The sequence below is a fragment of the Kitasatospora sp. NPDC023118 genome (genome assembly GCF_055560875.1).
The window spans coordinates 132,771-157,923 of the sequence record NZ_JBVHHW010000014.1; the positions used below are offsets into that span (position 1 = coordinate 132,771).

18 protein-coding genes, 2 pseudogenes and 4 riboswitches are annotated in these 25,153 nt (G+C 71.3%); of the genes and pseudogenes, 8 read left to right on the plus strand and 12 right to left on the minus strand.

Annotation, left to right across the window (positions count from 1 at the left end; all coding sequences use genetic code 11):
- Positions 1-76 precede the first annotated feature (76 nt).
- Positions 77-194, minus strand: a riboswitch (cobalamin riboswitch).
- A gap of 75 nt (positions 195-269) precedes the next feature.
- Positions 270-346: riboswitch (cobalamin riboswitch) on the plus strand.
- Between the two features lie 131 nt (positions 347-477).
- Complete coding sequence (locus ACZ3UD_RS20070; RefSeq protein WP_465589037.1) at positions 478-1,905, plus strand: prenyltransferase/squalene oxidase repeat-containing protein; 1,428 nt, start codon at positions 478-480, stop codon at positions 1,903-1,905.
- 507 nt (positions 1,906-2,412) lie between these two features.
- Here the strand turns inward: ACZ3UD_RS20070 and ACZ3UD_RS20075 are convergent.
- On the minus strand, positions 2,413-2,892 hold the full coding sequence (locus tag ACZ3UD_RS20075) for a flagellar hook-length control protein FliK (protein ID WP_465589039.1): 480 nt from the start codon (positions 2,890-2,892) through the stop codon (positions 2,413-2,415).
- 35 nt (positions 2,893-2,927) lie between these two features.
- Positions 2,928-3,995, minus strand: a complete 1,068-nt coding sequence (locus ACZ3UD_RS20080) for a peptidase (RefSeq protein ID WP_465589042.1) — start codon at positions 3,993-3,995, stop codon at positions 2,928-2,930.
- Between the two features lie 99 nt (positions 3,996-4,094).
- Positions 4,095-4,215, minus strand: a riboswitch (cobalamin riboswitch).
- Between the two features lie 134 nt (positions 4,216-4,349).
- Here ACZ3UD_RS20080 and cobF point away from each other — a divergent pair.
- On the plus strand, positions 4,350-5,108 hold the full coding sequence (cobF, locus tag ACZ3UD_RS20085; protein WP_465589045.1) for a precorrin-6A synthase (deacetylating): 759 nt from the start codon (positions 4,350-4,352) through the stop codon (positions 5,106-5,108).
- Positions 5,109-5,155: 47 nt separating this feature from the next.
- Here the strand turns inward: cobF and ACZ3UD_RS20090 are convergent, their stop codons facing one another.
- The 9 genes and pseudogenes from ACZ3UD_RS20090 to ACZ3UD_RS20130 all read right to left on the minus strand — a co-directional run bounded on the left by ACZ3UD_RS20090 (position 5,156) and on the right by ACZ3UD_RS20130 (position 16,857).
- Positions 5,156-5,932 (minus strand): enoyl-CoA hydratase, encoded by a 777-nt coding sequence (locus tag ACZ3UD_RS20090; RefSeq protein ID WP_465589048.1) that lies wholly within the window; start codon positions 5,930-5,932, stop codon positions 5,156-5,158.
- Positions 5,929-6,816, minus strand: coding sequence for a 3-hydroxyisobutyrate dehydrogenase (gene mmsB, locus ACZ3UD_RS20095; protein WP_465589051.1), 888 nt, complete (start codon positions 6,814-6,816; stop codon positions 5,929-5,931). Before mmsB ends, ACZ3UD_RS20090 begins: the two co-directional genes overlap by 4 nt.
- Entirely contained in the window at positions 6,813-7,886 is a 1,074-nt protein-coding gene (locus ACZ3UD_RS20100) for an enoyl-CoA hydratase/isomerase family protein (RefSeq protein ID WP_465589054.1), read from the minus strand. Before ACZ3UD_RS20100 ends, mmsB begins: the two co-directional genes overlap by 4 nt.
- Complete coding sequence (locus ACZ3UD_RS20105) at positions 7,886-9,040, minus strand: acyl-CoA dehydrogenase family protein (protein WP_465589057.1); 1,155 nt, start codon at positions 9,038-9,040, stop codon at positions 7,886-7,888. The genes ACZ3UD_RS20100 and ACZ3UD_RS20105 overlap by 1 nt, the downstream gene beginning before the upstream one ends.
- Entirely contained in the window at positions 9,037-10,536 is a 1,500-nt protein-coding gene (locus ACZ3UD_RS20110; protein ID WP_465589060.1) for a CoA-acylating methylmalonate-semialdehyde dehydrogenase, read from the minus strand. The genes ACZ3UD_RS20105 and ACZ3UD_RS20110 overlap by 4 nt, the downstream gene beginning before the upstream one ends.
- Before the next feature lie 211 nt (positions 10,537-10,747).
- Positions 10,748-10,940, minus strand: a riboswitch (cobalamin riboswitch).
- Between the two features lie 279 nt (positions 10,941-11,219).
- Complete coding sequence (locus tag ACZ3UD_RS20115; RefSeq protein ID WP_465589063.1) at positions 11,220-12,644, minus strand: non-reducing end alpha-L-arabinofuranosidase family hydrolase; 1,425 nt, start codon at positions 12,642-12,644, stop codon at positions 11,220-11,222.
- Positions 12,645-12,751: 107 nt separating this feature from the next.
- Positions 12,752-14,221: pseudogene (locus ACZ3UD_RS20120) on the minus strand (glycoside hydrolase family 10 protein); the annotation flags it as partial.
- Positions 14,222-14,486: 265 nt separating this feature from the next.
- A complete protein-coding gene (locus tag ACZ3UD_RS20125; RefSeq protein WP_465589231.1) occupies positions 14,487-15,428 on the minus strand; it encodes a glycoside hydrolase family 11 protein in 942 nt (313 codons plus the stop codon).
- Between the two features lie 403 nt (positions 15,429-15,831).
- Complete coding sequence (locus ACZ3UD_RS20130; protein ID WP_465589066.1) at positions 15,832-16,857, minus strand: LacI family DNA-binding transcriptional regulator; 1,026 nt, start codon at positions 16,855-16,857, stop codon at positions 15,832-15,834.
- Positions 16,858-17,014: 157 nt separating this feature from the next.
- Here ACZ3UD_RS20130 and ACZ3UD_RS20135 point away from each other — a divergent pair, with 157 nt between their 5' ends.
- The 6 genes and pseudogenes from ACZ3UD_RS20135 to ACZ3UD_RS20160 all read left to right on the plus strand — a co-directional run.
- On the plus strand, positions 17,015-18,310 hold the full coding sequence (locus ACZ3UD_RS20135) for an ABC transporter substrate-binding protein (protein ID WP_465589069.1): 1,296 nt from the start codon (positions 17,015-17,017) through the stop codon (positions 18,308-18,310).
- Between the two features lie 11 nt (positions 18,311-18,321).
- A complete protein-coding gene (locus tag ACZ3UD_RS20140) occupies positions 18,322-19,260 on the plus strand; it encodes a carbohydrate ABC transporter permease (RefSeq protein ID WP_465589072.1) in 939 nt (312 codons plus the stop codon).
- Complete coding sequence (locus ACZ3UD_RS20145) at positions 19,260-20,078, plus strand: carbohydrate ABC transporter permease (RefSeq protein WP_465589075.1); 819 nt, start codon at positions 19,260-19,262, stop codon at positions 20,076-20,078. The genes ACZ3UD_RS20140 and ACZ3UD_RS20145 overlap by 1 nt, the downstream gene beginning before the upstream one ends.
- An 8-nt stretch (positions 20,079-20,086) precedes the next feature.
- The gene (locus tag ACZ3UD_RS20150; RefSeq protein WP_465589234.1) at positions 20,087-22,447 is read left to right on the plus strand and encodes a beta-xylosidase/alpha-l-arabinosidase; all 2,361 of its coding nucleotides are present in this window, start codon (positions 20,087-20,089) and stop codon (positions 22,445-22,447) included.
- Positions 22,448-22,517: 70 nt separating this feature from the next.
- Positions 22,518-23,894: an extracellular catalytic domain type 1 short-chain-length polyhydroxyalkanoate depolymerase gene (locus tag ACZ3UD_RS20155; RefSeq protein WP_465589078.1), complete on the plus strand. Its 1,377-nt coding sequence runs from the start codon at positions 22,518-22,520 to the stop codon at positions 23,892-23,894.
- A 115-nt stretch (positions 23,895-24,009) separates the two neighbouring features.
- A pseudogene (locus tag ACZ3UD_RS20160) lies at positions 24,010-24,096 on the plus strand (glycoside hydrolase family 48 protein); the annotation flags it as partial.
- Between the two features lie 125 nt (positions 24,097-24,221).
- Here ACZ3UD_RS20160 and ACZ3UD_RS20165 read toward each other — a convergent pair.
- On the minus strand, positions 24,222-25,136 hold the full coding sequence (locus ACZ3UD_RS20165; protein WP_465589081.1) for a carbohydrate ABC transporter permease: 915 nt from the start codon (positions 25,134-25,136) through the stop codon (positions 24,222-24,224).
- Positions 25,137-25,153 lie beyond the last annotated feature (17 nt).

Sequence of the window (25,153 nt, forward strand, 5' to 3'; positions counted from 1 at the left end):
ACACGGGGCCGTCAAGAGCTGCGTCGTAGTCCGCGACGACGCAAGTGCTGTGTGAACAGACCCCCGGTCCAGGCATTCCGGCTCACCCACCGAGGTGGGTCTACGGTTGCGGGTCAGCGCCGGAGTTGGACCGGCTTCCCCTGGATGCCGAGGGTAAAAAACCAGTTCATCAGACCACGCCGGTCAATGGGGAGTCAACGGGTCGTCAGGTAGGTCACACCACCTCGTCGACCGGTCCGCCGTGCGGTAGCGTCCGCGGTGGCCGAGTGGGGGAACCCGGTGCGAACCCGGGGCTGACGCGCAGCGGTGTGGGGTGGCGGTCGAGCCGTCCCGAGCCCGAATGCCCGCCCGACCGTGCACCACGGCGAAAGCCGGCCCACGCGATCCGGGCGGCGGCCGCTCCGGCAGGCGCGCTTCCGAACGGACGCCCGGACTCCGGGGCAGGGTCGACGCCCGCCAGCCCAAGGAGCCCGTCCCGTGTCCTTCCCGGCCCCCTCGCGGACCACCTCGACCCGTACCGCCTCCGCCGTCACCGTCGCGCTGACGGCCGGAGCCCTGCTGCTCTCAGCCGTTCCCGCCCACGCGACGGCCAGTCCCACCCAGATAGCCACCTCCAAGAGCACCGGCGTCACCTACCTGAGGTCCCTCCAGGCCGCCGACGGCAGCTTCGTCACCGGCGGCGGACTCTCCAACGAGTGGGCCTTCAGTGCGCTGGCGGCCGCCGGCACGGCCGCCGTCGACGTCGCCCCCGGTGGTGACACGAGCAAGAACGCCCGCCTCGTCTACCGCAATCAGCTCGCCGCACCCACATGGCCCAGCGGCTCGCCGGTCGTCACGGACTACGAGCGCGGCATCCTCAACGCCTACGCCGCCGGCATCGACCCCGCTCGCGTCGGCCCGGGCCGCAACCTCCTCGCCGACCTCGCCGCCTACTGGCAGGCCGCCGAACCTGGCTACTACGGCCCGTCCGCCAACTTCAACGGCACCGTCTTCGGTCTGCTCGCCCTGGCGGGCGCCAAGACCCAGGCGGGCACCCAGCGCGCCCCGCAGGCACTGCTGAACGCCTCCGGCGCCGTGGTGCGCGCCAACCAGCACAACGACGGCGGCTGGAACTACAGCAAGGCCGCCGGCGACCCGACCGCGCTCGCGCAGGGCAGCGACATCGACATGACCGGCGCCGCCATGGCCTCGCTGTGCGCCGCCGGCGTGCCCAACACCGATCCCGCGATCGTCGCCGCCAAGAACTTCCTCAAGGGCAAGCTCGCCTCCTCCGGCGCCTTCAACGCCATGTTCGGTGTGAACACCGACTCCAACGGCTGGGCCGTGTCCGGCCTCAACGCCTGCGGCATCAACCCCCAGGGAGCCGACTTCACCAGCGGCACCGGCAAGACCCCGATCGACTTCCTCATCGCCCAGCAGTTCAAGCCCGGCGGCGGCTTCAAGTACCTGCCCACCGACACCACTCCGTCCCCCTACGCCTCCGTCGACGGCCTGCGCGCCGTCGCCGGCGCCGGGTTCACCGCCACCCCGCCCACCCCGACCGCCGCCGGCGAACCGACGTGGGCCGCCACCACCGGCTTCACCGCCGGCACCGCGGCGAAGCTCGCCCTGGTCGTCGACGACGGCACCGGCGCCCTCAAGGTCTGCGCCGTCACCCTCGCTCCGACCGGCACCACCGCGACCCTCGGTGACGTCCTCGACGCGGCGGCTACTGCCGTTCCCGGCGGCTGCGTCACTTCCGTCACCCCGTCCACCGGCGGCGGAACCGTCACCGCGCTCAACGGCACCGCCAACAGCGGCTCCTCCACCTGGAAGGTCAGCCTGGACGGCGCCACCGCCACGGCCGCCACCCGGGCCAGCACCGTCCACCTCGGCGACACCGTGTCGCTGCGCTACGGCAGCTGACCGCACGGGCGCGGCCGATCGCCGGTCGATCCGCGTCGGCACCGGACGAATCACGACGGCCCGGGGGCTCCGCGCCCGGGCCGCACAACAGGGGGATGGGTACCGATGAGTGCTTCCAGGTGGGCGGCGGGCTGCTTCGTCGCCCTGATCGCCGCCCTGGCCACTCAGGGCGGGCTGACGGAGAACGGACGCTTCTACCTCGCGTCGATCGTCCTCACCCTGCCCGTCGGGCTCGCCGTAACTGGCTGCCGTCTACCTCGTACGAGAGCTGCTGACCGAAGTCGGTGGGCTGTTCGCCGGGACGAGCCTGCCGGACGGCAATGAACCAGCGTGGCTGACCACTTCGGGAATCGTGGCCGACACCCTGCTGTTCACCGTGGCTGCGGTCGTCACTGTGCTGCTCGTCGGTCACCTCGTCCGACGACGGCAAGCGTCCCACGACGGATGAGCCCGGGACGCCGGCGCCCCGTCCTCCCTCATGGAGCCCGGGCGCCGGCTTGCCACGTGTCAGGGGGCCGTGATGCCCGGCTGGGCGCCGGCGCCGAACGACCAGCCCTCGACGTCGCCGGGCGCCGGGTTGTAGCTGCCCGCGCCCAGGCTGCTGTACGACCACGGTCCGCCGTGCTGGGCGTGCCAGTACGACCAGTAGGCGCTGCCGGTCGGGTTGGTGCAGGTGGCGGGCAGTGCGTTGATCTTGCAGACGAAGCCCGGGAAGCGGGGGTGGAAGGCGTACGAGAACCCGGCGCCGGTGAGCGCGGCGAGCCCGTTGGCGGGGTCGCCGGGGGCGCAGCCGGTCTCGATGCCGCCGCCGACGGCAGTGAAGTCGACCACGACGGTGACGCCGGTGGTGCCGTCGCAGGCGGCGGCCCGGGCCTGCGGGGCCTGGACGGCGGAGACGCCGAGCAGGCCGGCGGTGAGGGCCGCGGCCGCGGCGATCGACCCGAGCGTGCGGCGGGCCGGTCGGGCCGGGCTGGGGGTGTCGGTCATCGGAACTCTCCTCGTGGGATCAGGGGTTCGACGTGTCAGCGGGTGGCCGGGGCCGGGCAGGCCAGGGTGGGTGCGTCCGGGCGCGCCCCGGCGGCAGAGAGGGTGGCCAGCGGGGTGCCGGCCAGGCCGAGGACGGCCTGCGCGGTGGCCCGGGCGCCGTTGCCCGCGTTGAAGCCGGATGCGTCGTAGGCGACCGCGCCGCGCACCGCCGGGTCGGCGGAGCAGCCCTGCTGGAACTTCACCAGCCGGCTCCAGCCCTTGAGGCCGGCACCGAGGCGCCCACCGGCGAGCAGTGCCTGGGTGGCCAGGCCGGTGGTGTTGGCGTTGGAGGCGGTCGCCCCGGCGGCCGCGAAGCCGCCGTCGGCGTTCTGGTGGGAGGTCAGCCAGGTGAGGCCGGTGTCCGCCTTGGCGGTGCGGCCGGTGGCGGCGAGGGCTTGGGCGGCGAGCGCGGTGGCGTCGGGGTCACTGGTGCAGGTGGGCTGGCCGAAGGAGACCGGGTAACCGCCGTCCACGCACTGGCTGTTCGCCAGGAAGTCGACGGCCTCGGCGGGGGCGCCGCCGGGGGTGCGGTGCAGGGCGATCAGGGCGAGGGACTGGCCGAAGGCGTTGCTGTAGTCGCCCCACTGCGAGCGGTCGGAGAACCGTCCTTCGGCGGTCTGGAGCGAGCGCAGCCGGGCCGGCAGGTCGACGCCCCCGAAGGACGCCGGGTTCCCTCCGCGTACCTCGACGGCGAGCAGCAGCTTCGCGGTGGCGCTCGCGTAGGCCTCGGTGGTGCCGTCGCCCAGGTAACCGGAGATGATCTCGGGCTTCGCCAGCCAGGCGGTGGCCTTCGCGGCAGCCTCGTCGGAGCTGTGCGAGGCGGCGAACGCCAGCACGGCGTCGATGGTCAGGCCCTGGTCGGGGTAGGTGGTGCCGTTGAAGACGGACTCGAAGTGGTCGCCGTCCACGAGCTGGCGGGCCAGCCAGCCGCCCGCGGCGGCGTCGGGACGAACGGTCCGGGAGGACGTCGTGTCGGCGTGGGCGGCGGTCGCCACCGGGAGCGCGGTGGCGAGCGCCAGGGCGGGTATCGCGAGCAGACCGAGGGTGCGGCGGAGCGCGGGCATGGGTGCCTTTCCGGGCCTGGACGCAGGGGCCCGGAGGACGTCGGCAACACGCCGGGCAGCCCTCGGAGCTCCGGCCCGCAGACCACGACGGGAGGAGGGGACGACACATCCCCGCCGACGGGTACTCGGGCTCGCCACCGACATGACGTCGGCGGCCTACCGTTGCGGGTCAGCGCCGGACTCGGACCGGACTTCCCCCATCGACGGAGTCACAACGTGACGGCTCATCATGGCGAAACGGAAAAGATCGGGTCAAGGGATCGTGCGTCACATCACGGCGGACCCAACGAGGTTCGCCGGCACACCCCGCCTGTCGGACGGGACCGCAGCGGAGCGGGCGGCAGAATGCCTCCCATGCGGCACATCCTCGTCATCGGCATCGGCGCGGGCGACCCCGACCACCTCACCCTGCAGGCGGTCAAGGCGCTCGCCCGCACGGACGTCTTCTTCATCCTCGACAAGAGCGAGGAACGGCAGGACCTGATCCGACTGCGTCGCCGGATCCTGACCGAACACGGGCAGCCCGGACATCGCGTGGTCGAGGTGCCGGACACGGAGCGGGACCGCACCACCCCCGCGTACGCGGCAGCCGTGGACGACTGGCGCGGCCGCCGTGCCGACCTGGTCGAGCGGCTGGTCGCCGAACACCTCGGCGAGGGCGAGACGGGGGCGTTCCTGGTCTGGGGCGACCCGAGCCTCTACGACAGCGTCATCGCCGTGGTGGCCGACGTCCGGGCCCGGGGGACCGTCGCGTTCGACTACGAGGTGATCCCGGGCATCAGCAGCGTCTCCGCGCTCGCCGCCCGTCACCGCACCACGCTGACCCGGGTCGGCCGCCCGGTCCAGATCACCACCGGCCGCCGCCTGGCCGAAGGCTTCCCCGACGGCGTGGACGACGTGGTGGTGATGCTCGACGGCCGGGCGGCCTTCACCGAGATCGACCCGGAGGGGCTGGAGATCCACTACGGCGCCTACCTCGGCACCCCTGACGAGATCCTCGTCGCCGGCCCGCTCGCCGAGGCCGCCCCGCGGATCCGCGAGCTGCGCGAGCGGGCCCGCAAGCGCAAGGGCTGGATCATGGACACCTACCTGCTCCGGCGGTCGGAGAGCTGACGGGCGGTGCGCCGCCCCGGACGAAGGGCGGCGCACCGCGGGTGCCGTCAGCGGTTGTGGAACTCCGGCGGGCGCTTCTCCGCGAAGGCCGCCATGCCCTCCTTCTGATCAGCCGTCGCGAAGGTGGCGTGGAAGAGGCGGCGTTCGAAGCGGACGCCCTCGGCGAGGGTCGTCTCGTACGACCGGTTGACGGCCTCCTTGAGCATGATCGCCGCCGGGGTGGACATCGCCGCGACGGTCTCGGCGGTGGCCAGGGCCTCGGCCAGCAGCTGGTCGGCGGGGACGATGCGGGAGACCAGGCCGGCCCGCTCGGCCTCCTCGGCGCCCATCATCCGGCCGGTCAGGCACAGCTCCATCGCCTTCGCCTTGCCGACCGCCCGGGTCAGCCGCTGCGAGCCGCCGATGCCCGGGATGACGCCGAGCTTGATCTCCGGCTGTCCGAACTTCGCGGTGTCCGCCGCCAGCAGGATGTCGCACATCATCGCCAGCTCGCAGCCGCCGCCCAGCGCGTAGCCGGCGACGGCCGCGACGACCGGCTTGCGCAGGGTGGCGAAGCGGTCCCAGGCGGCGAACCAGTCGCCGAGGTAGGCGTCGACGAACTCGAGGGGCTGCATCTCCTTGATGTCGGCGCCGGCCGCGAAGGCCTTGTCCGAGCCGGTAACCACCAGACAGCCGATGTCCGGGTCCCGGTCGAAGTCCGTTGCCGCCGCGACGACTTCGTTCATCAGGAGCGTGTTGAGCGCGTTGAGCGCCTTCGGCCGGTCGAGCGTGATCAGCCCCACCCGTCCCTTGCGCTCGACCAGGATCGTCTCGTAACCGGTCACTTGCCGCCCTCCCTCAAAGTGGTGATGATCGCCGAGAAGTCCAGGCCCGCACCCTCGGCCGCCGCGAAGTCCGCGTACAACTGCGCTGCCCTGCGTCCGAGCTCGGTGGGCAGGCCCGCCGCCTCGGCGGCCCCGGCGGCCAGTCCGAGGTCCTTGGACATCAGCGCGGCGGAGAACCCGGCCGCGTACCCGCGGTTCGCCGGACTGGCCGGCACCGGTCCGGGGACCGGACAGTTAGTGGTGAGTGCCCAGCACTGGCCGGAGGCCGTCGAGGCGACGTCGAACAGCGCCTGGTGGCTGAGCCCCAGGCTCTCCCCGAGGACGAACGCCTCGCTGACCGCGATCATCGAGATGCCGAGGATCATGTTGTTGCAGATCTTCGCCGCCTGCCCCGCGCCGGCCGCGCCGCAGTGCACCACCTTGCGGCCCATCGCCTCCAGCACCGGGCGGGCGCTCTCGAACTGCTCCTTCTCCGCGCCGACCATGAAGGTGAGGCTCGCGGCCGTCGCGCCGACCACCCCGCCGGAGACCGGCGCGTCCACCGCGCGGTGCCCGGCGTTCACCGCGAGCTCGTGCGCCGCCCTGGCATCCGCGACGTCGATCGTGGAGCAGTCGACGAAGAGCGTTCCCGGGCTGGCGGCGGGCAGCAGCTCCGCGTAGGCGGCCAGGACGTGGCGGCCGGCCGGCAGCATGCTGATGACGACGTCGGCCTCGCTCGCCGCCTCGGCCGCGGACTGCGCCGGGCGGATGCCGACCTCCTCCGCCTGCCGCAACGCCTCCGGCACCAGATCGTAGCCGGTCACCCGGTGCCCGGCCTTGACCAGGTTGGCGGCCATCGGGCCGCCCATGTTGCCCAGTCCGATGAATCCGATGCTGTGGGTCACCAGCGCTCCAGGGGTGTGGTGGCGGCGAGGCCGAGCTCGCGCTCGCCGAGCGGGGCGAAGTAGCGGGCCACGGCGGCGGGTTCGACGGCACTCAGCGTGTCCGGGCTCCACTGCGGCGAACGGTCCTTGTCGATCACCTGGGCCCGGATGCCCTCCGCGAGGTCCCGCGTGGCGAGCGCCGCGCAGGAGGTGCGGTACTCCTGGTCCAGCACCGCCTCCAGCGGCCCCAGTTCACGGGCCCGGCGCAACGCCGCCAGCGTCGCCTTCACGGCTGTGGGCGAGTTGGCGATGATCCGGTCCACGGCCTTCTTCGCCTCGGGTTCACCGCTGTCCCGCAGCCGGTCGAGGATCTCCTCGACGGTGCCGGCCGCGTAGCAGCTGTCGATCCACGCGCGCTGCCCGTCCAGCCGGCCGGGCGGTGCGGGTTCGACGTGCCGTTCGAGGGCGTCGTGCACGGGCAGCTCGGCCAGGTCGTCGAGCAAAGCCGGGAGGCGCTCGGCCGTCACGAAGTGGTCGGCGAGCCCGCAGAGCAGCGCGTCCGCGGCGCCGACGGAACCCGCGGTCAGGGCGAGGTGGGTACCCAGCTCGCCCGGGGCGAGGGCGAGCAGGTACGTGCCGCCCACGTCGGGCACGAAGCCGATCCCCGCCTCCGGCATGGCCACCCGGGTGGTCTCGGTGACGATCCGGACACTGCCGTGAGCGGAAACCCCGACCCCGCCGCCCATCACGATGCCGCTCATGACGGCGACGTAGGGCTTGGAGTACCGGGCGATCCGGGCGTTGAGGCGGTACTCGTCGCGCCAGAACTCCTCGACGGCGCCCGGGTCGCCGCCGGTGGCGGCGCGGTGGATGGCGACGATGTCGCCGCCGGCGCAGAAGGCCCGGTCGCCGGCGCCGGTGACGACGACGGTGTCGACCCGCTCGTCCTGCTCCCACGCGTCCAGGGCCTCCGAGATCGTCCGCACCATGCCGTGGGTGAGGGCGTTCAGGGCGGCGGGCCGGTTGAGGACGATCAGCCCGGCCCGGCCCTCCCGCTGGACGAGGACCTCCTCGGTGTCGTTCCCGGTCATCAGGCGGCTCCGGTCAGGCCGCGGGCGACGATGACGCGCATGATCTCGTTGGTTCCTTCCAGGATCTGGTGCACCCGCAGGTCGCGGACGATCTTCTCGATGCCGTACTCGGCGAGGTAGCCGTAGCCACCGTGCAGTTGGAGCGCCTGGTTGGCGACCTCGAAGCCGGTGTCGGTGGCGTGCCGTTTGGCCATCGCGCACAGCTGCGGTGCCCGTCGGTCGCCCCGGTCCAGGGCGGTCGCCGCGCGCCACACGAGCGCCCTCGCCGCCTCCAACTCCGTCGCCATGTCGGCAAGTCGGAACTGCAGCGCCTGGGCGTGCAGCAGTCGGGCCCCGAACGCCTCACGGTCGGCCAGATAGGCCACCGCGCGTTCCAACGCACTCTGGGCGCCGCCCAGCGAGCAGGCCGCGATGCCGAGCCGGCCGCCGTTGAGGCCACCCATGGCGATGCGGAAGCCCTCGCCCTCCGCTCCGAGCAGGCGGTCAGCGGGCAGCCGGACGCCGTCCAGCAGCACCTGCCGGGTCGGCTGGGCGTTCCAGCCCATCTTGTGCTCGTTCGGGCCGAAGGACAGCCCCCGGTCGTCGCGGTCCACGAGGAACGCGGAGACGCCGTCCGGCCCCGGGCCGCCGGTCCGCGCCATCACCACGTACACCTGGGACGTGCCCGCCCCGGAGATGAACTGCTTGACGCCGTCCAGCACCCACTGGTCGCCGTCGCGCACGGCCCGGGTGGTGAGCGCGGCGGCGTCGGAGCCGGCGCCGGGCTCGGTGAGGCAGTAACTGCCCAACTGTTCGGCGGTGCAGAGCGCCGGCAGCCAGCGGGCACGCTGCGTCTCGGTCCCGTAGCGGTCCACCATCCAGCCGACCATGTTGTGAATGGACAGGTAGGCGGCGATCGACGGGCAGCCGGTCGCGAGCGCCTCGAAGGCGACGACCCCGTCCAGTCGGGAGAGCCCCGATCCGCCGACGTCCTCGCGCACGTACACACCGGCCAGGCCCACGTCCGCTGCCTTGCGCAGCACGTCGACCGGGAAGTGCTTGTCCTGGTCCCATGCCACCGCGTGCGGGGCGAGGTACTCGTCGGCGAAGGCCCGGGTCGCCTCCGCGATGGCGCGCTGGTCCTCCGTCAGATCGCTTGCGTGCACCGTACTCATCCCATCGTCGGCATGGTGAAGCTCGCGCCCTCCTTGACCCCGGAGGGCCAGCGCGAGGTGACGGTGCGGGTGCGGGTGTAGAAGCGGATCGAGTCCGGGCCGTGCTGGTTGAGGTCGCCGAAGCCGGAGCGCTTCCAGCCGCCGAAGGTGTGGTACGCGATCGGCACTGGGATCGGCACGTTGACCCCGACCATGCCGGTGTTCACCCGGCGGGCGAAGTCCCGGGCGGTGTCGCCGTCCCGGGTGTAGATGGCCACGCCGTTGCCGAACTCGTGCTCACTCGGCAGCCGCAGCGCCTCCTCGTAGTCAGTGGCGCGGACCACGGTCAGGACCGGGCCGAAGATCTCCTCCCGGTAGATCCGCATGTCGGGTGTGACCCGGTCGAACAGCGAGGCGCCGAGGAAATAGCCCTCCTCGTGGCCGGGAAGGCGGAAGTCCCTTCCGTCCACGACGAGTTCGGCTCCCTCCTGGACCCCGAGGTCCAGGTAGCCGCGGACGCGCTCCAGGGCGTCGCGGCCGACCAGCGGACCGAAGTCGGCCGCCGGGTCGTCCGAGCGGCCGACCTTCAACGCGGCGATCCGCTCGACCAGCTTCGCCACCAGCGCGTCCGCGGTCTCGTCCCCCACCGGGACGGCGACCGAGATCGCCATGCAGCGTTCGCCGGCCGAGCCGTAGCCGGCGCCGATGAGGGCGTCGGCGGCCTGGTCGAGATCGGCATCCGGCATCACGATCATGTGGTTCTTCGCTCCGCCGAAGCACTGTGCGCGCTTGCCGCGCGCTGCCGCGGTCGCGTAGACGTACTGGGCGATCGGGGTCGAGCCGACGAATCCGAGCGCCTCGACCCGTGGGTCCTCCAGCAGCGTGTCCACGGCCTCCTTGTCGCCGTTGACGACGTTGAGCACGCCCGGGGGAAGCCCCGCTTCGAGGAAGAGCTCGGCCAGGCGCAGCGGCACCGAGGGGTCGCGCTCGGAGGGCTTGAGGACGAAGGCGTTGCCGCAGGCCAGCGCGGGCGCGGCCTTCCAGAGCGGGATCATCGCCGGGAAGTTGAACGGTGTGATGCCCGCGACCACGCCGAGTGGCTGGCGCATCGAGTACACGTCGATGCCGGTGCCGGCGTTGTCGCTGAACTCGCCCTTCAGCAGGTGCGGGATCCCGGCGGCGAACTCCACGACCTCCAGGCCGCGCTGGATGTCGCCGTGGGCGTCGGCCACGGTCTTGCCGTGCTCGGCGGACAGCAGCCGGGCCAGGTCCTCCTTCTCCTGCTCGACCAGCTGCAGGAAGCGCAGCAGCACCCGCGCCCGCCGCTGCGGGTTCCAGGCGGCCCACTCGGGCTGGGCCTGCGCGGCGTCGGCGATCACCGCCTCGACCTCGGCCCGGTCGGCCAGCGGCACCCGGGCCTGCACCCGGCCGGTGTTGGGGTCGTACACGTCGCCGAAACGGCCGGACGTCCCGGCGATGCGCTTGCCGCCGACGAAATGGGTCAGTTCACGGACCATCGGTTCCTTCTCTCATCGTGGATGGGGAGAGGAGGAATGGAGAGACCACCGCCACCGTCCGGGCACACGGTCGTGGGCGCCTACGGCAGTTCGGCGGTTGACGTCAGCGTCAGGGGCGGAGTTGTGCCCCGACGGTCAGCACGGCAGAGCAAGGGGCAGCGAAACGGGAAAGGCAGCCCGGAGTCATGCGTGTCGTCTCCATCCTCGTGGAAAACACGGACCACCCGCGGCCGGTATCCTGACTCCCGGATCCACGCCCGCCCCCAGGCCTTCCCGGCTGGCTGCCAGTGGCCGTCATCCACGAGGACGAACTCCCCGGTCACAGTGGCGGGACCGTGCCGGACTCACACCGGCTTCCCTGACACCGCGGACCTGGCATCGACCATATAGTTGGACGTCCTAGTAAGTCCAGAGGCCCGTGCACCGCGGCGCGCCCTGGGAATCCCCGCCACTGGCCCCCGTGGGCTTGCCCATCGGCCAGGGAGGCCCCGCCCCACCGGCGGCGCGGTGCCAACCAGCGACCCCGGATGCATCCCGCGTGCAGAGGAACCCCAGCCGACGCACGGCTGGGGTTCCTCTGCACGCGATGATCGATGGTCGGCGGGCGGGGCGTTCGTGCCGTGCCTCGCACGCCCGCGTGTCGGCCGGGCGCGCCCGATCGCCGTCGCCCCGGATCAGGTGGGTCAGCGTTGCAGGGTGAGGAGGCCCGGCCGCCAGGGGAGTTGGTCGTAGGGGCCGGTCGCGGTGGGGGACTTGCCCTGGTAGAGGAGCTGGAGGTTGCAGGGGTCGATGGTCATGGTCTGGTCGGGGTTGTTGCGGACCAGGTCGCCGTGGCTGATGTCGTTGGTCCAGGTGGCGCCGCTGTTGGCCTTGCCCGCGAACGGGTTGCTCTCGCTGGCGGCCTGCGGGGTCCAGGAACCGCTCAGGCTGGTGGCGGTGAACGAGCGGAAGTAGCGCTGCTCGTTCGCGCCGCGGGCTTCGACGATCATGAGGTACTGGTTCTGGCCCTGGACTTTGTAGACCTGGGGCGCCTCGAACAGGTTCTTCACGGTGTCGGTCATGACCGTGGTGTAGGAGGAGCCGAAGTTGCCGGGGAAGTTCCCGATCGGCATGCTCGCGCGGTAGATGCTGCCGTTGTCACCGGCGAAGAACAGGTACATGTTCTGGTCGTCGGCGATCAGGGTCTGGTCGATCGGGGCGGCGCCGGGGATGCCGCCGGTGAACAGCGGCTGCGGCGCGGACCAGCCGTTGGGGTTGGTCGGGTCGCTGGAGGTGCGGTAGATGAACGGCCACTGACCCCACTGGTACGCCAGCACCCAGATGTTCTTCGGCGCGAAGTAGAACAGGGTGGGCGCCACCGCGTTCTGGTTCATGCCGGTCTGGCCGGCCGAGGCCATGTCCGACCAGTTGGTGAAGGGAGCGAACGCCATCGAGCCGTACGACGACCCCGTGACGTTCGACGCGTAGACCAGGTGCTTGCCGTTGTAGACCACGTCGGTGAAGTCCTTCAGCGCACCCCACCCGTTCGCGGGCTGCGCCAGCGCACCCGTCGAGGACCAGCGGTACGTCGACGGCAGGGGACAGCTGCCGCCCGGCGGGGTCGACGTCCCGGACAGGCCCGTCCACTTCTGGTTGCTGCCGCCGTTGCACGTCCAGATCTGCACGGCCGTGCCGTTGGCGGTGCCGGCACCAGTGACGTCCAGGCACAGCCCGGACTCGACGCCGACGATCGTGCCGTCGGAGTTCACCCGCCACTGCTGGTTCGTGCCACCGCTGCAGGTCCAGATCTGCACCCGGGTACCGGCCGTGGTGGCGTGGCCCGGCACGTCCAGGCACTTGTTGCCGTACACGGTCAGCTGGTTGCCGGTCGTCGATGTCCAGAGCTGGTTGGTGCCGCCCGAGCAGTCGAAGATCTGCAGGGATGCGCCGTCGCTCCGGTCGGCGTTCGACACGTCGAGGCACCGACCGGAACCCGTACCGCGCAAGGCGCCGCTGGTGTCCGCCTGAGCGGGGGTCGCGACGAGCATCGCCGCCAGTGCCGCCACGGCCGCGACCACGGCGGTGAGCACCGCGGGCAGCGGCCTGCGGCTGGAATTTCGTTCGTGCATGGGATCTCCTTCGTGAATGGATGGAGCTGTCATCCGGCCGGTCTTGTCATCGCTCACATGTCGGACGCCGCGCCTGCCGTGAGCGTGCGCGCCCGGGGCTCAGCTCACTTGAAGTTCCAGTGCTGGTTGGCACCGCCGTTGGAGTCCCAGACCTGCACAGGAGTGCCGTTGGCGGTCTGACCGCCGGGGATCTCCAGGGCGCGGCCGCTGGCGAGGTTGGTCAGCGTGTAGGAGCCGTCGTCGTTCCGGTCGGCGCGCCAGTGCTGGTTGGCGCCGCCGTTGGCGTCCCAGACCTGCATCCTGGTCCCGTTGCCCGTCTGGTTGCCCGGCTCGTCCAGGGCGCGGCCGCTGGCGAGGTTGGTCAGCGTGTAGGAGCCGTCGCTGTGCTTGGTGGCGCGCCACTGCTGGTTGGCGGCAGTGCCGGCGTCCCACACCTGGAGCGGGGTGCCGTTGCCGTTCTGTCCGGCGGGCTCGTCGAGGACGCGTCCGGCGGCCGCGTCGGAGAGCGTGTAGACCGTGCCGGAGACGATGCCCCCGCTCGGCGTGCCGCCGCTGCCGCTGCCCAGGGCCGAGAGAACCGCGCTGTACGCGGGCTTCTTGTTGCCGTTGTTGTCGAACAGCAGCGGGTTCTCGCCGCCGCGCCAGGAGTCGCTGTCGCGGATTCCCCACACGGTGATGCCGGTGCAGCGGGCGACGTCGAGGCAGGCCTGGACGGCGTCGCGGTACGCGGTGGCGGACGCCTGGGCGATGTCGAGTTCGGTGATCTGGACGTCCACGCCCAGGGCGGCGAAGTTGGTCAGCGTGGTCTGGAAGCTCGCCGGCGGGCCGCCGTTGCCGAAGTGGCTCTGGAATCCGACGCAGTCGATGGGCACGCCGCGGGACTTGAAGTCCTTGACCATACGGTAGACGCCCTGGGTCTTGGCGTCGGACCAGTTCTCGATGCTGTAGTCGTTGTAGCAGAGCTTGGCCGAGGGGTCGGTGTTCCGGGCGGTGCGGAAGGCCTCCTCGATGAAGCCGTCGCCCAGCACGTTCTGGAACACGGAGTCGCGGTGCCGGCCGCTGCCCCCGTCGGCGAAGGCCTCGTTGACCACGTCCCAGGCGTAGATCCTGCCCTTGTAGTGGGTCATCTCCTGGGTGATGTGGTTGTTCATCACGCTGCGCAGGGTGTTGGGGTCGGTGGTGGCCTTGACCCAGTCGGGCAGTTGGGAGTGCCAGACCAGGGTGTGGCCGCGCATCCGCTGGCCGTGCGCGTTGGCGTGGCCGACGATCGAGTCGGCGGGGCCGAAGTTGAAGTTGCCGCGGGAGGGTTCGACGGTGTCCCACTTCATCTCGTTCTCCGGGGTGATCATGTTGAACTCCCGGTCGAGAATGCTGGCGTACGTCGGGTCGCCGAGCCGGCCGGCGGCCACCGCCGTGCCGAAGTAGCGGCCGCTGCCGGCGGCCGCCGCGCTCAGTGTGGTCGCCCCGGCGGCGTGCGCCGCCGGGATCGCGGTGACGGCGGTGACCGAGCCGACGAGCAGGCACGCGGCCGTCGTCAGGGCCTTGCGGAGGCGGGGTTTCGTGGTGAGCCGTGGCATGACGGATCGCTCTCCTTCGGGTGGGGATGCCTGCGCACCGGTGGGGGCCGGAGCGTCGTCCTGGCGGTTGTGCGGGTGCCACTGGGCCGAGCCGTTCCTGCCGGGCGGAGCGGGGGCGTGTCCGCGACGTGGTACCTCGTCCTGCCGTTCGATAGCGAAGTTAGCGTTAACAATCCGCGGCGGGCAGGCGCCACTGCCCAGTACGTGCAGGTGTGATCTCCAGCAGGCGATGGGCGGTGTCACTGCATGGTGCGGTGGCGGGTTGTCAGCCGGCGCTGCAGGAGACCGTCGGCCAGGTGGTGCTGCCGTTCTTCATGACGGTCATGCCCCAGTTGTTGCCCGCGCCGTTGGGAGTGGCGATGAGGGTCTGGGCATCGGGGTAGGACGCGTTGATGTTCCAGGTCGAGCTGATCTTCTCCGGGGAGGGCACCTTCACGGTGACCTTCCAGGTGGTCGATCCGGTGACCGAGACGTTCAGGTTGTACCGGTCGCTCCACGAGGCGCCGGCTGAGAGCGTCGCGGTGCAGTTGCCGCCGCCGGTGCCGCCGCCGGTGCCGCCGCCGCTGGAGGAGCCGAGTGTGAGGTCGGAGCTGCCGCTGCTCTGGTAGCCCTCCGTGGCCAGGATCTCGTAGTTCATGGTGCCGAGGTTCATGCCGTGCCTGGCCCACGCGTCGAAGTGGTTTCCGGCGGTGATGGTTCCGCCGGTCCGCTTGGTCCGGCGGACGCTCCAGTACTGGTTGAAGGTCCTGATGCCCTCGATGGAGGGGGCGTTGTAGCGCGTCGTCTCGTAGATGTCGTAGGTGTCGCCGTCCGTGGTGACGGTGCCCTTGTATGCGCCGGTGGGCTTGTAGGAGCCGTAGTTCTCGACGACGTAGTACTCGACGAGCGGGTTGGTGCTCCAGCCGTAGAGCGACAGGTAGGCGTTGCCGTTGGTGCTCCACGTGCCCGAGTAGGTCACCGGGTTGCGTGACCCGGTGCTCCAGCCCTTGCCCGCGACGAAGTTTCCGGCGTTGGTCCAGGAGGTGCTGTAGTGACCGCCGCCGTTCAGGGACATCGAGGCGGCACCGGTGCCCTCGGTCCAGAACGAGTAGAAGTATCCGCCGTCGGTGCCGGTCTGGTTCGTGGTGACGGTCGCGGCCTCGGCGGTGCCGGGCGCGACCAGGACGGCTGCGAGGGCCAGCGGGAGGACGCGCGCCTTGCCGGCCAGCCGCCGGGGGCGGTCGGCGCTGCGGCTCTTGGGTTGGGGGATGTTCACGGAGGTGATCCGTTCTGCCGATGGGTGGGGGCGCAGCGCTGCGCCGCCGACGCCGCCAGGGTGGGGGCGGCCGGACGGCGTCGCACGGTGGTGCGCGGAACCGGCTTGTCGTCAACAACACTGCCCGCGCGGGTGGTTGGCGCGCGGCCGGGACCGAGGTCGCTCGGACTTGTCGACGGCGACAGTGTTGGCCTGAGCCCGACAAGTTGTCAACGCTTTCGACCGGAACAGCGATACTTCGCCGCCAGTGGGTCGCAATCAGCGTAGAAGACGTGCGAAAGTTTCGCGATCGGTATCGATGCTCCGTCAGAGTCCGTCGGGGGTGCTCGCGGCCCGGAGGTCCGTGCCGCTCCGTTCAGGGCCGGCCGGGCGCCACGGCGCTGGAGCGCACCACCAGAGTGGTCGAGAGTTCGAGGCGGGTGGGGGCCGCCGGGACCTCCCCGGCGCGGAGGGAGAAGATCAGGCGGGTCGCCTGTTCGGCCATCTCGCGCAGGGGCTGGCGGACGGTGGTCAGCGCGGGGCTGGTCCACTGCGCGATGTCCAGGTCGTCGTAGCCGACCACGGACAGGTCCTCGGGGACGCGCAGGCCACGGACCCGGGCGGCCTCCATGACCCCGAGCGCCTGCAGGTCGCTGCCGGCGAAGATCGCGGTGGGCCGGTCGGGGAGCTCCAACAGGCCTCCGGCCCGGGCGAATCCGCCCTCGGCGTGGAAGTCGCCGAAGGCGGTCAGCGCGGGGTCGACCGCCAGGCCGGCCATGGTCATCGCGGAGCGGTAGCCGTCCAGTCGGGCCAGGGAGCAGAGGGTGTCCTCGGGGCCGGTGACGATGGCGATGCGCCGGTGGCCGAGCTCGATCAGGTGCCGGGTGGCGGCGAGGCCACCGGCCCAGTTGGCCGAGCCCACCGAGGGCACGTCCGGATCGGGGTTTCCGGCCGGGTCGACGATCACGAACGGGACGGACCTCGCGCGCAGTTGGCGCTTGAACTCGGGCGGCAGACTGGAGAAGACCAGCACGACACCGAGGGGGCGCCGACGCAGCACCGCCTCGATCCACTCCGGTCCCGGGGCGTGGCGCGAACCGCTGTGGGTGACCACGACCGCCGCCCCGTGCTCGTTCGCCACGGACTCGACGCCGCGGAGGAGCTCCATCGCCCAGAGGCTGTCGAGCTCGTGGAAGACGATCTCGACGAGGGGTGCCTCACCGCCGCCGCGCGCGGTGCGCCGGTAGTCGTGGTCGCTCAGGACCTGCTCGACGCGGACACGGGTGGCCGCCGCCACGTCGGTACGGCCGTTGAGTACCTTCGAAACCGTCGAAACGGAGACCTCGGCCTCGCGCGCGATGTCCGCGAGGGTCACCCGTCCCAGTTCATCGCCCTTTTCCATGGAGGCAGCATAAGGCACGGGCGGCGCACGGCAGTTGGTGCATCACGATCCTTCAGAAACCCCCGATCCGAGGGGTTGACCCGGGACATGTCCGCAACCTAGCGTCCCCGCCATGCAGTTATTTCGAGAAACACGTCGAAACTTTAGGGATGCCCCGATGAAGAGACGCGCTTTCGCTGCTGCCCTCGGCCTGACCGCGGTCCTGGTAGGGACGACCGCCTGCGGCAGCGGCGGCTCCTCCTCCGCCGGCGGGGGCTCCGGCACGATCCACGTACTGGTCTACGGGGATGCCAGCAACAAGGTCGAGAAGCAGCTGGTCGACACCTTCAACAAGACGTCGAAGGTCAAGGCCGTCCTGGACACCATCCCCGGCGCGGACTACCAGGCCAAGCTCAACACCGTCATCAACACCCCCCAGGCGCCGGATGTCTTCTTCAACTGGGGCGGCGGCAGCATCCAGTCCTACGTGAAGTCCGACCTGCTGCTCCCGCTGGATGACATGATCGCCGCGGACCCGGCGCTGAAGAGCAGCTTCCTGCCCTCGGTGTTCAACACCGCGGTGATCGACGGCAAGTCCTACGGCATTCCGATGCGCGGCACCCAGCCCGTGCTGCTGTTCAGCAACAGGAAGGTGCTGGCCGACGCCGGCCTGAGCGCCCCGAAGACCTGGGACGACCTGTTGGCCGCCGTTCGGGTGCTCAAGGCCAGGGGCATCGCTCCGATCGCCCTCGGCGGCGGCGACCAGTGGCCGACCCTGATGTGGTACGAGTACGTCTTCGACCGCGTCGCGGGCCCCGAACTGTTCCGGAAGGCGCTGTCCGGCGACAAGAGCGCCTGGGAGGGCGAGGACGCCAGGAAGGCCCTGGGCATGCTCAAGCAGCTGGTCGACGCGGGGGCGTTCGGCTCGAACTTCGACTCGGTCAAGTTCACCGACGGCGGCTCCCCGGCCCTGCTGGCCAAGGGCAAGGCGGGCTTCGAACTGATGGGCTCCTGGGAGTACGCCACCCAGCGGGACGCCAACCCCGACTTCGCCAAGAGCAACCTCGGGTACGGCAGCTTCCCCGGCGTCGCCGGCGGCAAGGGCGACCCGGCCGATGTGGTCGGCAACACCAACAACTTCTACTCTGTACTGAAGAAGAGCAAGCACCCCGAGGCGGCGGCCGCCTTCCTGAAGCTCATGTACTCCGACGAGTTCGTGAAGGCGCAGCTGGCGATCGGCAACCTGCCGACCACCACCAACACCGAGCAGTTCCTCGCCACCGCGGACAACCCCGACTACTCGAAGTACCAGTACGACCTGGTCAAGGCCGCCCCGTCGTTCCAGCTGTCCTGGGACCAGGCGTACCCGCCGGCCGCCAACGCGCCGATCCGCACCGCCGTCCAGCAGTTCTTCAACGGCAAGCTCGACGCGGACGGCTTCATCAAGGCCATGCAGGCCCTGCCCGCCTCCTGAGACGGATCGCCATGAGTGCTACCTCCTCGGTGTCCGGGTACGGTCGCCGCCTGCGGGCGCGGCCTCGCCGGACCGGCGTCGGGGTGACCCGCCCGGGCCTCGCCTGGGCGCTGCCCGCGACCGTGTTCTTCCTGGTGTTCGCGGTCCTGCCGCTGGTCCTGGTGGCGGTGCTCTCCTTCACCAGCTGGAACGGCGTCGACGCGCCCCGGTTCAACGGCTTCGCCAACTGGACCAAACTGCTGCACGACCCGGTGATGACGCAGAGCGTCGGCCTGACCCTGGTGCTGACCGTGGCCGGCGTGGTCGTGCAGACCCCGGTGAGCATCCTGCTGGGCGTGTGGGCGGCCGGTCGTCAACGCAACCGAGCCGTGCTGTCCGCGATCTTCTTCGTCCCGTTGCTGCTGTCCTCGACCGCGGTCTCGGTGGTCTGGCGCGCCATCCTCGATCCCAACTTCGGCGTGCCCTCGCAGCTGGAATGGCTGTTCGGCGACGGCAATCTGATGGGAAGTCAGGGAAGTGCCGTCGCGGTGCTCACCTTCGTGGGCGTGTGGCAGTGGACGCCCATGCACGCCCTGCTCTACCAGGGCGGTGCGCGGGCGATTCCGCAGGTGCTCTACCAGGCCGCGGCGATCGACGGCGCGGGAAAGGTGCGGCAGTTCGTCCACATCACCCTGCCGCAGCTGCGCAACACCGTGATCACGTCGGTGGTCCTGATGCTGGTCGGCGGCCTCACCACCTTCGACACCGTCCTCATCCTCACCCAGGGCGGCCCCGGCACCGACACCACCAACAGCGCCTACTACATGTACCAACAGGCCTTCAAGAGCTTCGACTTCGGCGCCGGCTCGGCCGTCGCCCTGGTCCTCGTGGTGGTCGCCACCCTGATCTCGCTCGCCGTCGTGCGCCTGTCCGGCTACGACAGGATGCGCAGCACCACGGAGGGACTGTGATGCGACGGCGTCCCAACCACCTCGCCGGGCTCGGCTCGCTGGTCTGGCTGGCGCTCGTCGGCTTCCCGCTGTACGTCCTGCTGATCGCGACCTTTCGGACCCGTTCCGACTACTCCTCGCAAGGGCCGCTCACCTTCCCCGCGCAGCTGACCCTGCAGAACTACGTCGACGACTTCTCCAACGGCTTCGGCCGGGACTTCCTCAACACCCTCCTCGTCACCGTGAGCGTGGTCGCGATCGTGCTGATCGTGGTGCCCCCGCTCGCCTACGCGATCGTGCGGGCCCGGGGCAGGACCATCGGCACGGTCTTCCGGATCTTCCTGCTGGGGCTGGCGATCCCGGCGCAGGCCGTGATCGTGCCGATGTTCTACGTCATCAGCAGGGCCGGCCTCTACGACAACCTGCTCGGCGTCATCCTGCCCACCGCGGCGTTCTGCCTGCCGGTGTGCACGCTGGTCCTCACCGGTGCGATGCGGGACATCACCGGCGAGCTCTACGAGGCCATGGCCATGGACGGTGCCACCCCCTGGCGGGTGTTCTGGCAGCTGGTGTTGCCGCTGTCCAAGGGCGGCCTCTCCTCCGTCGTGGTCTTCTCCGCGCTGCAGGCGTGGAACGGCTTCCTGTTCCCCCTGATCCTCACCCAGTCGGAGGGCACCAAGGTCATCACCCTCGGCCTGTACGAATTCCAGACCGAGCACGGCGTGAACGTGCCCGGTCTGCTCAGCGCCGTCGTGCTGTCGACGCTCCCCGTCTTCATCGTCTACCTGTTCGCCCGACGCGCCTTGGTCCAAGGCCTCATGGGCGTCGGAGGAAAGTGACCGGCAACATGAACCCGGCCGTACCGTCCGCTGCCCCGACCGCCCGCTGGCGCGACCGCGCGCTCAGACCCGAGGAGCGCGCGGACGCCCTGCTCGCCGAGATGACGCTGCCGGAGAAGCTGGCCCAGCTCGTCGGCGTCTGGGTCGGCGCCTCCGACGAGGGCGGCGACGTCGCCCCGCACCAGCACGACATGGAGGAACCGCCCGCCCTCGACGACCTGCTCCCCACCGGGCTGGGCCAGCTGACCCGACCCTTCGGCACGGTGCCCGTCGACCCGGCGCTGGGCGCGCTCTCACTGGCCCGCAGCCAGCAGCGCATCGCCGCCGCGAACCGGTTCGGCATCCCGGCCCTCGCGCACGAGGAATGCCTGGCCGGCTTCGCCGCCTGGGGCGCCACCGCCTATCCGGTGCCACTCTCCTGGGGTGCCACCTTCGACCCGGACCTGATCCGGCGGATGGCCGCGGCCATCGGCCGCGACATGCGCGCCGTCGGCGTCCACCAGGGCCTCGCCCCGGTCCTCGACGTCGTCCGCGACGCCCGCTGGGGCCGGGTCGAAGAGACCATCGGCGAAGACCCCTACCTGGTCGGCACGGTGGCCACCGCCTACGTGCAGGGCCTGGAGTCGGCGGGGATCGTCGCCACGCTCAAGCACTTCGCCGGGTACTCGGCGTCGCGCGCCGGACGCAACCTCGCCCCCGTGGGCATGGGCGCGCGGGAGCGTGCCGACGTGATCCTGCCGCCCTTCGAGATGGCGGTGCGCGAGGGCCGCCCCCGTTCGGTCATGCACGCCTACACCGACACCGACGGCGTCCCCTCGGCCGCCGACGAGGCGCTGCTGACCGGGCTGCTGCGGGACACCTGGCGCTTCGAGGGGACGGTGGTCGCCGACTACTTCGGCATCGCCTTCCTCAAGCTGCTGCACGGCGTCGCCGGAGACTGGGCCGAGGCCGCCGCCCTCGCCCTGGCCAGCGGCGTGGACGTGGAACTGCCCACCGTCAAGACCTTCGGGGAGCCGCTGCTGCGCGCCGTCGAGGACGGGACCGTGCCCGAGGCATTGGTGGACCGGGCGCTGCGCCGGGTGCTGGTGCAGAAGGCCCAACTCGGCCTGCTGGACCAGGACTGGGACGCCGTCCCGGCGGCGCTCGCCGGCCGGCCGCTCGACGACCCGGCCGAGCTGCGCGGCTCGGTCGACCTGGACCGCCCGGAGAACCGCGCCCTGGCCCGGGAGATCGCCGAGCAGGCGGTGGTGCTGCTGCGCAACGACGGCACCCTGCCGTTGCGCGGCCCCCGCCGGATCGCGCTGATCGGCCCCAACGCCGACACCCCGACCTCGGTGCTGGGCTGCTACGCCTTCCCGGTGCACGTCGGCAGCCGGCACCCCGAGGTCCCGGTCGGCGTCGAACTGCCCACCCTGCGCGAGGCGTTGGCGGCCGAGTTCCCCGACAGCGAGATCAGGACCGCGGCCGGGGCGAGCGTCGACGGACTCGACACGTCCGGCTTCGCCGAGGCCGTCGAGGCGGCCCGGCAGGCCGACGTCGTGATCGTCGCCCTCGGGGACCGGGCAGGCCTGTTCGGGCGCGGCACCAGCGGTGAGGGCTGCGACGTCGAGTCCCTGGAACTGCCCGGGGCGCAGCAGCAGTTGCTCGACGCGCTGCTGGACACCGGCAGGCCGGTCGTACCGGTGCTGCTCGCCGGCCGACCCTACGCGCTGGGACGCGCGACGAGCGAGTCGGCGGCCCTCGTGCAGACCTTCTTCCCCGGCGAGGCCGGAACCGAGGCGATCGCCGCCGTGCTCAGCGGCCGGACCAACCCCTCCGGCCGGCTGCCGGTCAGCATCCCCGCCCGGCCCGCCGTGCAGCCCTCCACCTACCTCGCCGCCCGCCTGGCCGGACCCAGCGAGGTGTCCAGCACCGACCCGACCCCCGCGTTCGGGTTCGGGCACGGCATCGGCTACACCACGTTCGCCTGGACCGACCTGGAGGTGAAGCAGGCCACCGCCACGACCGACGGCGAGCTCGACCTCTCCTTCACCCTGCGCAACACCGGTGAGCGGAGCGGGAGCGAGACCGTCCAGCTCTACCTGCACGACCCCGTAGCCTCCGTCGTCCAGCCGGTCCTGCGGCTGGTCGGCTACCGGCGCATCACGCTTGACGCGGGCGAGCGGACCCGGATCCGGATCCGCGTCCCCGCCGACCTCGCGTCCTTCACCGGACGCGACGGCCGACGCATCGTCGAGCCCGGCGAGCTGGAGCTGCGGATCGCCGCCTCCAGCACCGACGTCCGGCTCACCGCCACCGTCCGGCTGGACGGCCCGGTCCGAGTCCTGGACCACACCCGGCGCCTGCACCCGGACTTCGACCGCACCTGATCCGACACCGCGCCGGCCGCCGCCGGAACCATCCGCACACTCCTCGCACACCCGACCGAGAGGTACCCCCATGTTCCGATTCCGCTCGTTACCGTCCCGCCTCCTGGGCACCGTCGCTGCGCTCGGCCTCGCGGTCGGCCTGAGCCTGCAGGCCGCGCCGCGGGCCGCCGCCACCCAGGCCGCCACCCCGCAGGCCGCCGCCTCGCTGACGCAGATCACGAACTTCGGCGCCAACCCGACCGGTCTGCTGATGCACCTGTACGTGCCGAACAACGTCCGGGCCAACCCGCCGATCCTGCTGGCCCTGCACGGGTGCCAGGGCACCGGGCCCTACCTGTACTCGAGCACCGACTTCGGGTCGCTGGCCGACCGGTACGGGTTCCTCGTCATCTACCCCTCGACGAACCCGAGCGGAAGCTGCTGGGACGTCTCCTCGGACCAGGCGCTGACCCGCAACGGCGGCAGTGACCCGATCGGTCTCATGTCGATGATCACCTACACGGAGCAGCACTACGGCGGCAACGCCGTGTACGTGACCGGGCAGTCGTCGGGCGGGATGATGACGAACGTCATGCTCGCCGACTACCCCGACGTGTTCAAGGCGGGCGCGGCGTTCATGGGCGTGCCCTACCACTGCTTCCGCACCGGGACCGTACGCGGCTGGAACCCGGACTGCGCCCAGGGCAGGATCTCCATGAGCCCGCAGCAGTGGGGCGGTCTGGTCCGCGACACCGGGGATCCCGGCTACACCGGTCCGCGTCCGCGCGTGCAGCTGTGGCACGGAACCGCCGACACGATCCTGAGCCACAACAACCTCGGTGAAGAGATCAAGCAGTGGACCGACGTCCTCGGCGTGAGCCTGACCCCCTCGGCCACGGACACCCCCGCGGCGAACTGGAACCGTACACGGTACAACGACAGCGCCGGCACCACCCAGGTCGAGGCGTACAGCATCGTCGGGGCCGGGCACCAACTGCCGGTCCAGGGAACCGCGATGGCCGCCGACGCCATCCACTTCATGGGCCTGGACGCGGGCTCCTCCTCCGGCGGTGGCACGACCGGCGCGCTGCACGCGGTGGCCGCGGGCAAGTGCCTGACCGCCGCGAACAACGCGACGCTGGGCACCCAACAGCAGATCTACACCTGCAACGGCGGCGCCAACCAGACCTGGACCCGTACGGCGTCGAACCAGCTGACGGTGACCGTCGGCGGCAGCACGCTGTGCCTGGACGCCAACGCCAAGGGCACCACCAACGGCACCAAGGTGGTCGTCTGGTCCTGCAACGGCCAGCCCAACCAGCAGTGGCAGCTGAATTCGAACGGCACCATCACCGGGGTGCAGTCGGGGCTCTGCCTGGACGTGGCCGGCCTGGCGACCGCCGACGGCACCCCCGTCCAGCTGTGGAGCTGCAGCGGTGGCAGGAACCAGCAGTGGACGCTCGGATGACCGGATGACGCCGCGTGCGCGCCGGTCGCGGTGACCCGTTCCGGCCGTGACCGCGCGCTCCGCCCGCCGCACCGTTTCGGTGCGGCGGGCAGACGGTTCTGGGCGGTGCTCAGGCGCAGTCGGCGCCGCGCCGACCTTCACCTACCACCGGTTCTGGGCCGAGGCGGACGTCGCCACCGCCTTCGACACCTTCGCCCGGCTGTTCCCCACGGTCAACCCGGGCAGCGGAGCGGTCCACCCGCCCCGGCCCCGCGCCCGCACGCGGGGTCGGGGCCGGACGTGCTCCGACGAGGTGTGGTGATCACCGGCGGCCTGTCCGGTGGGCGGTCATCCCTTCAGTGCGCCCTGGGTGATGCCCCCGACGATCTGTCGGCCGAAGACGGTGAAGACCAGGAGCAGCGGCGCGGTGCCGATGAGCGCGCCGGCGGTGATGACGGACCAGTCGGTGGACCAGCCGGTGCCGAGTCCGGCGAGGGCGACCTGGACTGTGGGATTGGTGGCGCCGTTCATCGCGATGACGGGCCACAGGAAGTCGTTCCAGGACTGGACGAAGACGAGCATTCCCAGCACGGCCATGGCAGGCCGGGCGATCGGCAGGACGACGTGCCAGACGGCGCGCAGCGAGTGCGCGCCGTCGACCCGGGCCGCCTCCAGCAGTTCCGTGGGCAGGGCCTGGGTGAGGTACTGGCGCATGAAGAAGACGCCGAAGGCGGTCACCAGGGAGGGCAGGATCAGGGCGCCGAGATGGTTGCCGAGCCCCAGGTGGCGCATCAGGATGAACAGCGGCACGACGCTGACCTGGGCGGGCACGGCCATGGTGGCGACGACGAGGGCCAGCAGCGCGCCGCGGCCGCGGAAGCGCAGCTTGGCGAACGCGAAGCCGGCCAGGACGGAGAACGCCACCGTGCTGAGCGCGACGGTGCCGGCGACCAGGGTCGAGTTGAGCAGCGCGACGCCCATGCCGCGCGCCCCGGCGTTGTCCCACACGTAGCCGATGTTGTGGAACAGGTTCGATCCGGGCAGCAAGGGCGGGGGCGTGGAGACCACCCGGTGACCGTCGGTCGACGCCGCCACGAGTGTCCAGTACAGCGGGAACAACGAGACGAGGGCGGCCAGGACCAGCGTCGCGAGGGCGAACGGCCCGGCCCGGTGCTGGTCGCCCGCGCCCGGGGAGCGCAGCCGGCTCCGGCGCCCGGTGCCCCGCCGCGCGGTGGTGGGGTCGGGTGCGAAGAGGGTGGTCATGGAGTCGTCCTTCCCGG